Origin of the sequence: Clostridioides sp. ZZV14-6153 (genome assembly GCF_020657855.1) — a bacterium.
Classification (GTDB): domain Bacteria; phylum Bacillota; class Clostridia; order Peptostreptococcales; family Peptostreptococcaceae; genus Clostridioides.
Genome location: NZ_JAGWCZ010000002.1, coordinates 222,591 through 237,235, shown reverse-complemented (window position 1 = coordinate 237,235; position 14,645 = coordinate 222,591). Strand labels below are relative to the sequence as shown.

Below are 14,645 nucleotides of genomic sequence, written 5' to 3'. Positions count from 1 at the left end.
ACTCGACATTATAATTCCTTCTTTATACCTCAAAGCAAAAACAGACATTTTCCGCTAAAACAAAATTCTTTTGTTTTCTATTCTCTTAGTTATTTTATTTCTATCAAAGTTTTCTAATATAATCATACAATTTTTTCTACTAGAATCTATCAAATCTCTGTATTCTCCTAGTGTTATTTCCTTATTTTCTTTTATATAATTTATTAAAGTATTCTTTGCATCTTCATAAATATCTTTATCCATTATATACAAATCATCCAATTTCTCTACTTTGTTACCTATCATTGACTCTAATACTTCAGCATAGTTATGATTTCCTTCAGAAACTTCATCTATTGTCAATATTGAAGAAACTCCACATGATTTTAGCCTTTTTTCTATTTTTTTTGCTATTTCTCTTTGTTTGTCATTTAAGATAACTTCAAAATCAAATAATGATATTATATTATTTTCTATTTTTATAATATTTTCTGTAGATAATTTTTCTAGTAAAATATCCATTTCTCTAGTCTTAAAATTACTTTCTACCTTGGACCTTACTTCTTCTTTTAACATACCTTTTCTCAATCTATACTTCTTATGGTACTCACTTAAAAGATTTATCGTGCTTTCCTTCAGTTTATTATATTGATTTATATGCATGTACATGTTTCCAATAGGCAATACTTTATTTTCTGATATAAGTATCTCAATAGCTCTTTTTACATGTTCTTCATGAGCACCACTATAGCTCATTATTGCTTTTATATTTGGATAATTTTTTAGGTTTCTCTTTAAGTATTCTTCTATTATATCTTTAAGTTCACCTTTTTCTTTTATTTTTAATGCCTCTATAGCTTTTTCATCAAATCTCTTATGCTTTTTAGGAGATGGGTCAATTATCACACCTCCACCTATAGTTTCCATTGGAGAATAGCGTCTGACAACAAAAGTATCACCCTTCTTAGATACTATACTTTCTTCAAGTCTTAGCTGAACATATCCATTCTCTCCATTTTCAATTAAATCTTTATCTAGTGGAACTGCTCTACAAAGTATTTCTCTAGTACCATGATACAATCTCAATCTATCCCAATGTCTTATCCCTTTTTCTAAATGATTTACTAATGATAATTTTACATCTAACATCATTGATTCTTCTAATGAATTTGGAGCCGCCAAGACATCTCCTCTTTTTATATCATCTACCTTTACATTTGATATGTTGATTGCTGTCCTTTGTCCTGCATAAGCTGTATCTTTATTTTCCCCATGAACTTGTATACTTCTTATCTTTGTTTTTAATACTTGTGGATATATAACCAAATCATCCTCTATACTTATCTTTCCTTCTATTAAGGTACCTGTTATTACAGTACCAAATCCCTTTATAGAAAATACTCTATCTATATTAAGTCTTGCTGGAGAATTTTCGTTTTTATCTTCTATTGCCTCACTCATCTTATCTATTTTTTCAATAAGAGTATTTATTCCTTTTTTAGATACAGAATCAACTTCAATTATTTCTGCACTTTCAAGAAAAGTACCTTTTATTTTTTCACAAATATCTTCTTTTACTAGTTCTCTAAATTCTTCGTCTACAGTATCAGATTTAGTCAAAACTACTATTCCATTTTTTATATTTAAAAAACTTAAAATATCTAAGTGTTCAACTGTCTGTGGCATAACGCCCTCATCTGCTGCTACAACAAGTAAAACTATATCAAGTCCTGATGCTCCAGCTAGCATGTTTTTTATAAATTTTTCATGTCCTGGTACATCTACGATACCAGCTCTTCTATTATTTGGTAAATCAAAATAAGTAAACCCTAGATTTATTGATATACCTCTCTTTTTTTCTTCGTCTAATGTATCAGTTTCTCTTCCAGTCAATGCTTTTATAAGAGTTGTTTTTCCATGGTCTATATGACCTGCTGTTCCAATTACTACGTTTTTCATTTTTTGCCCCCTATCAAAGCTTAAATGCTTCTAATTTTCAATTAAAATTAACAGTATTACTATCTCAAATTTAGTTAATTAAAGGCTTTTCTTAATTCCTCAACTACTACATCAAATTCATCATCAAATATAGTTCTTACATCTAAAACATATTTATTATCATATACTCTAGCTATTATATGAGCTTCACTGAGTCTTAATTTTTTTTCTAAAGACGAAACATTCATATGCTCAGGAGTTATTGTTATTACCTTTGTGGCTATCGTTTCAAGAGGCATAGACCCTCCTCCCACCTGAGAAAATCCATCTTCTATGTTTATTTTAGCATTTAGATTCAAGGTAGTTATTTTTTCAAATAATTTGTTTGCCTTTGCTTCTAATTCTTCAATGGTATATGTCAACATTTTTAAAGTAGGTATGTTTTCCACAGCTTTTGTTTCATCTAGGTACATTCTTAAAGTTGCTTCAAGGGCACATATTGTAAGCTTATCGACCCTAAGAGCTCTAGTAAGTTGATTTTTCTTCATTTTTTCTATATACTCTTTTTTCCCAACTATAATACCTGCTTGTGGTCCACCAAGCATTTTATCTCCACTAAAAGTAACTACATCCGCACCTTGTCTTATAGAATCTAATACAGTTGGTTCATAAGATAATCCATATTTTGATAAATCTATAAATACTCCACTTCCTAAGTCTTCTATTACAGGTAACTTATATTTTTTACCCAAATTAACTAGCTCTTCTATAGATACACTCTCTGTAAATCCCATAATTCTATAGTTACTTGTATGAACTTTCATCAATACATTAGTTTCTTCTGTAATAGCTTCTTTATAATCTTTTAAGTGTGTCTTATTAGTTGAACCTATTTCCACTAATTCTGCACCACTAAGAGCCATTATACTTGGAATTCGGAAAGAACCTCCTACTTCCACTAGCTCTCCACGTGATACAATTGCTTCTCCTCCTTTGGCCATTGTACTAAGTACAAGAAGCACTGCTGCTGCATTATTATTAACAACTAGTACATCTTCTGCACCAGTAAGTCTTTTTATTGTATTAGTTAAATGAGAATATCTTGAGCCTCTTTCTCCATTATCCAAATCATATTCTAAGTTTGAATATCTTGAAGCAGCACACCATAATTCATCTTTTATATCTTCACTAAGTAAAGACCTCCCCAAGTTTGTATGAATAACTGTACCAGTTGCATTTATAACTTTTTTTAATGATAATGAGTAATTTAATTTAACTCTCTCTATTGAAGATTCTATTATTTCATCAAATTCTATTGTTACAGAATTAGATGCATCTTCTTTTAATCTTAATATAAATTGTCTCTTAAAATCTATCACTTCTCTTACAGATTCTAAAACTAAACTTCTAGGATATTCCTCTATTATTTCTACTATTCTATTATCACTTAATACTTCATCAACTGAAGGTAACATTGCAAATAATTCTCTTTTGCTCAAAATAATCACTCTTTCTCTATATATAATATTTTATAAAACTGTAATATATTTTTCCCCTTTTTTCACTACAGAACCTATGATTTTTGCTTCTATTGCTCCATTTAACTTCATATCTCTTACAAGTTCTTCTGCTAGTTCTTCTTTTACAGAAATCAATAACCCTCCAGAAGTTTGTGGGTCATATAGAATATCTTGAACTGCAACTTTTACATCTCCTACAACTTCTACATCCTTTGATACATAATGCATGTTTTTATACATTCCAGCAGGTATGATTCCCATTTCTGCCATTTCTATAGCACCCTCGATAATTGGAACATGCTTTGAATCAATTTCAAGACTTACCTCAGAAGCTTTAGCCATTTCTAAGGCATGCCCAAGTAAACCAAATCCAGTGATATCTGTAACTGAATTTACATCAATTCTATCAAAACTCATTGCTGCATATTTATTTAAATGTATCATTATTTCTACTACTTTATCACATATATGTTGTTCTACCATACCTTCTTTCATGGCTGTATTTAATACACCCACACCGATTGGCTTTGTTATAACTAACTTGTCACCAGGCTTTGCAGTGGCATTTGATAAAACTTTATTTGGATTTACAATTCCAGAAACTGAAAGACCATATTTAGGTTCTTGGTCATCTACAGTATGCCCTCCAACTAATAGCGCACCACTTTCTTTTACCTTATCAAATCCACCTTTTAATATTTCTGCAAGTACATCCATATCATGACATGATGGAAAACAAACAATATTCATTGCAACTAAAGGCTTTCCTCCCATAGCATATACATCTGATAGTGAATTTGATGCAGCAATTTGACCAAACACAAACGGGTCGTCTACCATTGGTGTAAAGAAATCCAGTGTTTGAATAAGTGCCATATCATCATTTAATTTATATACAGCAGCATCATCTGCTGTATCTAATCCTACTAATAAATTTTCTATATTATCATTTTTAGGCAGTTGAGATAAAACTGATGCCAGAACCTCTGGCCCTATTTTAGCTGCTCATCCACCTGCTGTTGTCATCTCTGTAAGTTTTTTTTGTTCCTTCTTCATAAAAGTACCTCCTTTACTAAATTTCCACATATACACACATATACATACATATTTATAATACCATATCTATAAGTGAGTTTTGTATTATATTTTTAGTCTGTACAAATTAAATCTTTTAGATTTTCGTATTTTTTATCTCCTATACCATTCACATTTTTTATATCTTCAATTGAAGCAAATTGTCCATTTTCTTCTCTATGTTGTAAAATTTTATTAGCTGTAGCCTCTCCAATTCCAGGTAAAGCATCCAGTTCTTCTAATGTTGCTGTATTTATATTTATTTTTGATTTATCAGATAGATTTTTACTATTTTTACTTTCAGATTCATTTTTAGGTTCGTTTTTTAGACTTGATTTATTAGAATCACTACTACTTGTAACAGATATTGTTTCTCCTATTTTAGGTATTATATAATGTTGTTCATCTTCTAACTTTAGTGATAAATTAATTCCATTTAAATCAGCTTCTTTTGTTGTTCCACCTAATAATTCTACAGCATCATAAAGTCTCTTATCTGATTCTATAGTTACAATCCCCGGTCTATTTACTGCTCCACTTATGTATATAGTTATTTTATTAATTTGAATATTTTTATCTATTTTCCCCTCTTCTTTATTATGCTGATTACCTTCATTTTTAACTATTTTGTCTACCTTATCTGTTTTTTCATTATGTGAATTATTTTTACTTACAACATAAATATCTTCTTTAAAGATATCTAGCTGATTAATGATTATTGCTGATAATGTTAAAAAACATATGATGGAAAACAAAATAATTTTTACCTTTTTTTTCATATATTAATCACTCCTTTATTTTAATTATTGACAAAAATATGCTATACTAAAAGATGAATTTAAATTTTGGAGGCTCACAATGAAAAGAAATTTATCGCTTTTATTAATCTGTTTCTTGATATTTGCTTCATTTTTAGGAAGTTCTGATATATCTTTTGCAGATGATGAACCAGCTATAGTTGCCAAACATGCCGTTTTAATGGACTATGAAACTGGAAAAATATTATATAATAAATCTGGAGATTCTAAGCTTTATCCAGCTTCAACAACTAAGGCATGGACAGCTTGTTTAGTTCTGAAAAAGGTTAAGGATTTAAATCAAGTAATAGAAATTAAAAACCTACCTCAGATAGAGGGTTCTAGTATGTACCTGAAAGAAGGAGAAGCTTTCACTGTAAGACAATTATTAAACGCTCTTTTAATTCATTCTTCTAATGATGCTGCATTTGTATTAGCTAGATATGTTGGTGGAGGAGATGTACAAAAATTTGTTGACCTTATGAATTCTGAGGCAAAAAATATTGGAGCTACTGGCACTCATTTTAACAATCCTCATGGATTACCAGACCCAAATCATTACACTACAGCTCATGATATGGCTCTTATGGCTAGAGAAGCTATGAATAATGATGTTTTTAGACAAATTGTAAAAACTAAGTCACTTAAGTTTGATGCTACAAAAGCATACCCTTATGAAAGATATTTTGTAAATACTAATAAATTTTTAACATCACATGATAAGATTACATATAAAGGTCAATCTATAGATATAAAATACGACATAGTTGATGGCATAAAAACAGGATATACTGATGCTGCTGGTAAATGCCTTTTATCTAGTGCAGTAAAAGATGGAAGAAGAGTCATTGCTGCTGTATTTAATTCAACTAATTATGATTTATATTTAGATTCACGCATCTTAATTGATTATGGATTTGATAATTTTAAATGTGCTACTATTGTTGATAAAGAAAAATATACTGATACTAAAAAAGTATTATTTACAAAACAGCATGAATTAATTTATGAACCAAAACATAGTTATAAGATAACTTTAGGACAAAATGAATCTCAAGGTGACTACAATACTAAAACTGAACTAGATAAAATTGATTTGCCTGTAAAAAAAGGTACTAAGGTTGGTACTTTAAATATATATAATAGTGGTAAACTAGAAAAGAGTATAGATTTAGTTGCAAAAAACAATCTTGATAGTAGTCTTCCATTTATAACTGAAAATAAAACTTTGATGATTTTTATTAAAATTATTATAGCTATTTTAGTACTCTTAGTTATATTTATAATAGCTTCAAATATTAAAAAGAATAATAAAAAAAAGTCTAGAGGAAAAAGAAATATGAGAAAATAACAATTATTAATGATAAAACTTAAGTGTATTTCTTATTATAAAAATAGACGATATATTTATTTGCTTTTTAAAGTTTTTAAATTGAAAATATAAATTCTAAAATAAAAAAATTTAATTAGAAATAGATTAGGGGTTCTTAGGAGCCTCTTTTCTTTTTTTATACAAAAAAGGAGATACCCAAATTTTTATTTTGAGACATCCCCATATAATTACAATTAATCATAATCTTAAACGAATCTAATTTTTAAATTTTCCTTTTTATAAAATATCATTTTTTAAATCATCTATACTGTATAAAATAACAGCCTATATATCAAATTGAAATGTAAAGTTATCAATTAATCTAGTTTTTCCTATGAAAACAGCACTTGCTACAAGTACAGAATTTTCTATATGTTCAACAGGTTGTAATGTCTCACTATCTACAATTTCAACATAATCTATTTTTGTTGAATCTTCAGAATTTATTTTAGATATTATTAATTCTTTTATTTTTTTTACATCTAGATTTCCTTTTGCCAGTTCTTCTTTTGCTAAGCTTAAGCTTTCATTTAAAACTAAAGCAGTTTTTCTTTCTTCTTTTGAAAGATATGTATTTCTTGAGCTTTTTGCTAAACCATCATTTTCACGAACTATAGGGCAGCCTATTATTTTTGTGTCTATATTCAAATCTTTAACCATCCTTTTAATTACTGCTAATTGTTGAGCATCTTTCTCTCCAAAATAAGCTTTATCAGGAGTTACTATATTCAGAAGTTTTGAAACAACTAGACAGACACCACCAAAATGAACAGGTCTTTTAGAACCACAAAGAAAATCTGTAAGTCCAGACACATTTATGGTAGTACAATGGCCTTTCAAATACATTTCTTCTGATGATGGATTAAAGACTACTGATGCACCACTATCTATACAGTATTTAAAATCTTTTTCTATATCTCTCGGATAGCTGTTAAAATCTTCGTTTGGTCCAAATTGAGTTGGATTTACAAATACACTTACTACTACCTTATCATTTTCTTTTACAGCTTTTTTGATAAGGCTTTGATGTCCTTCATGTAAAAATCCCATAGTAGGAACAAGGCCTATAGAATAGCCAGCTTTTTTCCAATCTTTAATTATATTCCTTAGTGATTTTATTTCTTTTATAAGCATTTTGTACCATCCTTAATCTTAGTATAATTTTTCTAATTCAGATTCATTTATTGAAAAGCTATGTTTTTCTTGTGGAAATGCACCAGTTTCAACTTCTAGTATGTAATTTTTAATTGAATCTTTCATTATATCTCCTATATTTGCGTATTGCTTTACAAATTTAGGTACAAAATCTCCAAACATCCCCAACATATCTTGATAAACTAAAATTTGACCATCACAATTAATTCCTGCTCCTATCCCTATTGTAGGAATTGAAATAGAATTAGTCACCATCTCAGCTATTTTAGCAGGAACTCCTTCAAGGACAATAGAAAATGCTCCTGCTTTTTCTATTAATTTAGCATCTTCAATGAGTTGTTTTGCTGTTTCACTAGTATTTCCTTGAACCTTAAATCCACCAAATGAATTTACAGATTGAGGTGTTAGTCCTAAATGGCCCATTACAGGTATTTGAGCATTTACAATGTTTTTTATTTGTTCTATAACGTTTGAGCCACCCTCTAATTTCACAGCATGTGCCCCACCTTCTTTTACAAGTCTGCCAGCATTTTTAACAGCATCTTCTATAGAAACATGGTAAGATAGAAATGGCATATCACTTACGATTAAGGCATTTTTTGCACCATTTTTTACAGCTTTTGTGTGATATATAATTTCATCTATAGTAACAGATAGAGTGTTTTCTTCACCTTTTACTACCATTCCTAATGAATCTCCTATTAAAATACCATTTATGTTACATTCATCCATTATTTTTGCCATTGAGTAATCATAAGCTGTAAGCATAGACAGCTTCCTTCCTTCACTTTTAGCATTTTTAAAAGTCAGTATAGTATTTTTCATTGTTTTTTCCTCCTAAAATTTTGTAAATCTCTTTGTATTTTTCAGATTTACTTATTAAATTTTCGACTGCATTTTCTATAGAAATATTTTTTGTACATTTTAATGAATCTTCATTTTCCAAGGCAATTATTTTTAGTAGATTTAAGGAGAGTATTTTGTAAATATCTTCATCTTTTTTATCTAATGCTGATAAATGTTTTTTTATTGGTGTTATATCCCCACGAACAACAGGTCCAGTAAGGGATTTAGTAAATCCATTATCAAGTATGTTTTCTATATTTATTTTGACCAAAGGATTTATAGCTTTTAAAGCTTCTTCTTCAGATAAACCCAATTTAATAAAGTAACTTACTCCTACATCTAGTAAAGATAACACTAAATTTGAAACTAAAACATTAGCTACATGATAAGTGGATGAAGTATTTTTATCTCTTATAAAAAACTGATTTCCTAAGCTATTTATAAAATTTTGAATAAATAAATCATCTTTTTCATTATCACCTTCTATGGAAAAACAAATGTCTTTCATTTTTTTAATATCAGTATTTTTATTGGAAAATGCAAATATAGGATGGACAGAATAAATTAATGCACCTGCTTTTTTTGAACAGAACAATATACTAGATTTTAAAGAACCACTTGTGTGGCAAATGTATTTATGTTTTAAATTAAATTTGGAAAGTTTTTTGTCTATGATTTCAATAGAATCATCTGATGTTGTAATAAATAATATATCATTTTCATAAATAATGTCTTTCAAGTTACTATAAATCTTTGTTTTTGTTAAATCTGTTGATTCTAATAAAGATAATTGATTTCTTCCATAAAAGCCTGTTACACAATAATCTTTTGACAAAAAATAATTTGCTAAAGATGTACCAACTTTTCCAGAACCAATAAATCCTATTTTAATAGTATCACCTCCAACTTGTGATACAACATCTTAATTTCCAATCTCATTCATGAAGATATGAGTTATATAAGACAAAATAATTAAAAACATTTAAAGTATAGTTCTTATAACAAGATACCATCCATGAATATTCTACCATTTAAATAAAAAATTGACAATTAATTCTACAAAAATTAAGTAAATGTGTTTTTATTTATGTTTTCTTATTTTACTAAAAATGTACTTAACTTAAAAATAATTAAAATAATATTTTTATCATATTCTTCCATAATCTCTTTAACATTTTAGTTTTGTTAAAAATTAAAAATGTGCTCCTTCCTTCTATATTGTGATATTTTAATTATCACAACTTTTGGGAAGAATACACACTTTATTTTACACACTCAATTTATATTGAGTATGTATTCTCAAACTTATTAAATTATATATTTATGTATTTTTCTGCTTTTGCTTATCATTAAGTTTACATTTTGAACAGTTTCCTAGACATTCATCAACCATATCTAGACATTCATTAAATGCTACTTTACTACTATTTTTATGTCTTACGATTAATATATCTTGTTTTTTAGCCTGAGACTCAACTGTTCTAGACATCTTATGTGAAACTGTTGATGTAAGTATAACAACGGCATCAGGTTTTCCTATAGAGTTATTTAATTTAGATGACATAGTAGTGTATACTTTTGTTTTATAACCTTTTTTCTTGGCCATAACCATATAATCTTTTTCCATTCTTTCATGGCCACCAATCACTAATAAGTTCATTAGACTGCCTCCCGCCTTATTTGATATTGATTTTCATTATTATTTATATTATATATAATAATATCTAGAAATAAATTTGTCAACACTTATTGATATTAATTATCATTTTAATAATAGAAGGTTTTATTTTTAGTAACTTTTCAGTGTTAATAAATTTAAATTTATTGACACTAAAAAGTTATTGATATTGCATTATAAATAATGTTTTATATAATAAAAAGCTGTGAAATTTGATGATATCACTCATCAAATTCACAGCTTTTAAAAACTTAATCTATTACTATTATTTTAAATTCTTTTTTATTCCTTTGTTTAATATACTTTCATAATCGATAAAGTCATAAATATCTTCCTTAAATACAGCTGAAAACTTATGTAATTCTTCTAGTGTTAAATCTTCTATTGCTTTTTTATTGTCTTCACAATATATCACAATACTTCCAACTATTCCATGTGCATCTCTAAAGGCAACATTATTTTTAACTAGATAGTCAGCAACTTCTGTGGCATTTAAAAAACCATTTTTAACTGCTTGTTTCATTTTATCTTCATTTACCTTTAATGTAGCTATCATTCTTTCCATTATTTGTATACACATTTCAAGAGTGTGTACACTATCAAAGAATCCTTCCTTATCTTCTTGCATATCTTTATTATAAGCTAGTGGTATACCTTTCATAACTGTAAAAAGACCAAATAAATTTCCATATACTCTACCAGTCTTACCTCTTATAAGTTCTGCACCATCAGGATTTTTCTTTTGAGGCATTATACTACTTCCAGTAGTATATAAATCATCTATTTCAACAAACCCAAATTCTTGTGAACTCCAAAGTATCAATTCTTCACTAAGTCTACTTAAATGCATCATTATGATTGAAAAATCACTCATTAGTTCTAATAAATAGTCCCTATCACTTACACCATCCATAAAATTATCTACAACTTTTTTAAACCCTAATTGCTCACAAGTTATATTTCTATCTATATCATGTGTAGTTCCTGCCAAAGCTCCACAACCTAAAGGTGACTCGTCCAATATCTCTATAGCATTTTTTATTCTTTTTTCATCTCTATCAAACATACTATAATATGCCATCAAGTGATGTTTAAAAGTTACCACTTGTGCTCTTTGAAGATGAGTATATCCTGGCATCATTACTGAATTTTTATCAGCAACATCTTTTATAGTTTCTTTAAATCCAGATATTAACTCCACTAAATCGCTTGCCTTTTCTTTCGCATATAATCTCATATCAACTGCAACTTGGTCATTTCTACTACGTGCTGTATGAAGTTTCTTCCCAACATCACCTATTCTTTGAATTAAGTTTATCTCAGTAAAACTATGTATATCTTCATAATCTCCATCTAATGCCAATTTTCCATTTTCAATATCTTCAAGTATTCCATTTAGACCTTCTGTTATAGCTTTTCCCTCTTCATCTGTTAAAAGCCCACATTTTACTTGCATATAGACATGTGCTATACTTCCTTCAATATCTTTTTTGTACAGCACACAGTCATACCCAAAAGATTTATTAAATTCTTCCATAAGTTGATTTTCAGCTTTTCTAAAGCGTCCACCCCATAATTTCATATTTTTCACCTCATATTTTAATTTTTTATATTTTAATTGTAATATTTTTACTTTAGCTAAAAATAAAAAATCTCTTGGTCAAAAAGACCAAGAGACGAAATATTCCGTGTTACCACTCTAGTTGATAAACAATGTTTACCCACTCTATTCTCTTAAGGCGAGATTACCTATTACCATACTGAATTTCAAGTAATATTCTCCAAAGCTCTCTTCAATATAAAGTATTATCATTAGGCTTACACCATCCCTAACTCGCTGAGACTTGCTTTATATCTACTCTCTTCTTCACTGAATCTAAATTTTTATATTTTACCTATTTGTATTATAATTACTATCTATAAAATAGTCAACCTATTTTTTCCTTTAAATGCCTTTTTTAAGAACTAAGTGACTCTTCTAACTCAAAAAACTTATAAATTGCTTTTGCAACTCCACTCTCTTGGTTGCTGTCTGTCACATAATCGGCCTCTTGTTTAATCAATTCTTCTGCATTTCCCATAGCTACACCAAGACCAGCAAATTTTATCATTTCTATATCATTGTAATTATCTCCAAATGCAATTATATCTTCTCTATCTATGTTCATTTTTTCAGCTAAAATTTTAACCGCATTGCCTTTATCAACACCAATATTCATAACTTCAATATTATTTGGCCAAGAAGAAGTTATTTTTATGCCTTGAACTTTTTTTAATTCTTTTCTTATTTCGTCTAAAATAGCTGGATTTTTTTCTTCTATTATTACAAACTTTAATATGTCATTTTTAGAAATCTCTTCTCTTAAATCATCTCTTACAATGACTTCTGTTTCAGAACCCAAAAACACACTTATTCTATCTTCACGTCCTTCTATTTTTTTTGAAAGCATAGAATCTATACTATTACATTGATAGTAAATATTGTATTTGTCTAGCACATCTAAAATATCTAGACATGTTTTTGTATCAATTTTATTTGAATATATTATATTTCCATTTTGTTCCCTTATCAATGAACCATTACAAGCTATTATTGGCATATCTTCTTTAAGAAAATCTACATTGCATTTAGCTGAATCGAAAGCTCTCCCTGTTGCTAAAGTTACATTAATACCACTTTTAATAACTTTTTGTAGTGCAGTTTTATTTTCATCAGTAACTTTATGGTTATTTCCCAATAAAGTTCCATCCATATCTGTTACAATCAATTTATATCCCATCATCCAACTCCATAACATTTTATTGTATACTTATATTTCCTTAATCTAATTTAAAGAATTACCCTTATTAAATTATATCATAACTTTACACTTAAACTATTCCAATTTATAAAATTAATAACATTCCTATACCTCCATATCAAAGCAAAATAAATCGTTTCTTGTAGTATTTTTCTGAATATTTTCAATTTATAGTCTTATAACGCTAGAAATTTTACAATATATGATATATAATCATATTAAATAAAGTGAGCTATTATAATATTTATATTCGTTTTTTACTATCATGTATTTTCACAATATTTTAAATCTAGCAACTTTTTTAACATTTATTATTGACTAAATAAGGAGTGATAAACTATGAAATTAAAAATTAACAAAGCTATTGAAATGCAGTTGAAAAAAAGTTATGCCATAGAATCTGGTCATTGCGAAAATGTATTCGAGATAGATTGTGGCGAAGGTATAAACACAGTATCTTTCTCAAATAAAGCTGTGGAAGCTTTTAATGCTTTAGAATTTGATATGATAAGAGGATACCCGCATTCAATTAGTCTAAAAGACAATATAGTTGATTATTGGAAAGACTTTACAACACTAACTACTGATAGAATTTGTCTAGCGGATGGTTCTATACATGTTATTTATCTTTTAAATAGATTATTTATTGAAAAAGGAGATAAAGTTTTAGGATGTTCACCTCAATTTTCAGAATACGAAACAGACATAAAAATGCATGGTGCTACTTATGACTATGTTCTTTTAAAGAAAGAAAATAACTTCAAGTTTAATGAAAAAGAATTTATTGAAAAAATAAACTCAGAATATAAAGTAATTTACATAGATAACCCAAATAATCCTACTGGACAAGTTATACCTCTATCATCAATTGAAAATATAGTAAAAGAGGCAGAAAAATATGATATAGCTGTTATGGTAGATGAGGCTTATGGTGAATATATGCCAAAAGAAAATTCAGCTGTAAAACTTTTAAATGATTATGACAATGTAATTGTTTTAAAAACATTCTCAAAAGGTTTTGGTTTAGCAGGACTAAGAGCAGGATATGCAGTCCTTCCTGAACAACTTGTTAATCCTATTAAAAAGATTTCTACTCCTTACGAAATATCTGAAATCTCTCGTAGTATTGCAGCTAATTTATTAGACGATGTTCAATTTATAGAAGAATTAAAAGAAAAAACAAAAGCTATAAAAAATCAACTATTGATTCCATGGAAAAACCTTAACATAGCTGAGACTAGTGATACTGTATCTATAATGACAGTTGAACATAAAAACAAAGATATAGATTTACAACAAGAATTTGCAAAATTAAAAATAAGAGTTATATCTGGTAGCGATTTTACTGGACTTGATAAAAACTTTATAAGATTTAGAATGCCTGAAGAAAAAGAACTTCCTGAAGTTATAAAAGCATTCCAAATAATCGATAACTTAGAATAAATCTAACTATATAGGGGACATATTGATTTTATCAATATGTCC

Annotated in this window: 12 protein-coding genes and 1 other annotated feature; of the genes, 2 read left to right on the top strand and 10 right to left on the bottom strand. The window is 28.1% G+C overall.

What is annotated here, in order from left to right; all coding sequences use genetic code 11:
- Window positions 1-54 precede the first annotated feature (54 nt).
- The 4 genes from selB to KGF46_RS03830 all read right to left on the bottom strand — a co-directional run bounded on the left by selB (window position 55) and on the right by KGF46_RS03830 (window position 5,290).
- Window positions 55-1,938, bottom strand: coding sequence for a selenocysteine-specific translation elongation factor (gene selB / locus KGF46_RS03845; protein WP_227828175.1), 1,884 nt, complete (start codon window positions 1,936-1,938; stop codon window positions 55-57).
- Between the two features lie 74 nt (window positions 1,939-2,012).
- Window positions 2,013-3,392 carry an L-seryl-tRNA(Sec) selenium transferase gene (gene selA / locus KGF46_RS03840; protein ID WP_227842364.1) on the bottom strand — a complete coding sequence of 460 codons (1,380 nt, stop codon included), beginning with the start codon at window positions 3,390-3,392 and terminating at the stop codon, window positions 2,013-2,015.
- 54 nt (window positions 3,393-3,446) lie between these two features.
- The gene (gene selD, locus KGF46_RS03835) at window positions 3,447-4,493 is read right to left on the bottom strand and encodes a selenide, water dikinase SelD (protein WP_227850109.1); all 1,047 of its coding nucleotides are present in this window, start codon (window positions 4,491-4,493) and stop codon (window positions 3,447-3,449) included.
- A 92-nt stretch (window positions 4,494-4,585) separates the two neighbouring features.
- Complete coding sequence (locus KGF46_RS03830; protein WP_227850110.1) at window positions 4,586-5,290, bottom strand: DUF655 domain-containing protein; 705 nt, start codon at window positions 5,288-5,290, stop codon at window positions 4,586-4,588.
- A gap of 79 nt (window positions 5,291-5,369) precedes the next feature.
- Here KGF46_RS03830 and KGF46_RS03825 point away from each other — a divergent pair, with 79 nt between their 5' ends.
- Window positions 5,370-6,659 (top strand): D-alanyl-D-alanine carboxypeptidase family protein, encoded by a 1,290-nt coding sequence (locus tag KGF46_RS03825; RefSeq protein WP_227828173.1) that lies wholly within the window; start codon window positions 5,370-5,372, stop codon window positions 6,657-6,659.
- 306 nt (window positions 6,660-6,965) lie between these two features.
- Here KGF46_RS03825 and panC read toward each other — a convergent pair whose 3' ends face one another.
- From panC to KGF46_RS03795, 6 genes are all read right to left on the bottom strand, one after another.
- A complete protein-coding gene (gene panC / locus KGF46_RS03820) occupies window positions 6,966-7,814 on the bottom strand; it encodes a pantoate--beta-alanine ligase (RefSeq protein ID WP_227850111.1) in 849 nt (282 codons plus the stop codon).
- Between the two features lie 18 nt (window positions 7,815-7,832).
- The gene (gene panB, locus KGF46_RS03815; protein WP_227828171.1) at window positions 7,833-8,660 is read right to left on the bottom strand and encodes a 3-methyl-2-oxobutanoate hydroxymethyltransferase; all 828 of its coding nucleotides are present in this window, start codon (window positions 8,658-8,660) and stop codon (window positions 7,833-7,835) included.
- Complete coding sequence (locus KGF46_RS03810; RefSeq protein ID WP_227850128.1) at window positions 8,635-9,573, bottom strand: DUF2520 domain-containing protein; 939 nt, start codon at window positions 9,571-9,573, stop codon at window positions 8,635-8,637. The genes panB and KGF46_RS03810 overlap by 26 nt, the downstream gene beginning before the upstream one ends.
- Window positions 9,574-10,002: 429 nt before the next feature.
- Window positions 10,003-10,341: a DUF2325 domain-containing protein gene (locus tag KGF46_RS03805; RefSeq protein ID WP_021385441.1), complete on the bottom strand. Its 339-nt coding sequence runs from the start codon at window positions 10,339-10,341 to the stop codon at window positions 10,003-10,005.
- A 283-nt stretch (window positions 10,342-10,624) separates the two neighbouring features.
- Window positions 10,625-11,941, bottom strand: a complete 1,317-nt coding sequence (gene argH, locus KGF46_RS03800; protein WP_227828170.1) for an argininosuccinate lyase — start codon at window positions 11,939-11,941, stop codon at window positions 10,625-10,627.
- An 87-nt stretch (window positions 11,942-12,028) separates the two neighbouring features.
- Window positions 12,029-12,239: a binding site (T-box leader), on the bottom strand.
- Window positions 12,240-12,317: 78 nt separating this feature from the next.
- Entirely contained in the window at window positions 12,318-13,139 is an 822-nt protein-coding gene (locus KGF46_RS03795; RefSeq protein ID WP_227828169.1) for a Cof-type HAD-IIB family hydrolase, read from the bottom strand.
- A 360-nt stretch (window positions 13,140-13,499) separates the two neighbouring features.
- Here KGF46_RS03795 and KGF46_RS03790 point away from each other — a divergent pair, with 360 nt between their 5' ends.
- Window positions 13,500-14,603 (top strand): pyridoxal phosphate-dependent aminotransferase, encoded by a 1,104-nt coding sequence (locus KGF46_RS03790; protein WP_227828168.1) that lies wholly within the window; start codon window positions 13,500-13,502, stop codon window positions 14,601-14,603.
- Window positions 14,604-14,645: the final 42 nt, after the last annotated feature.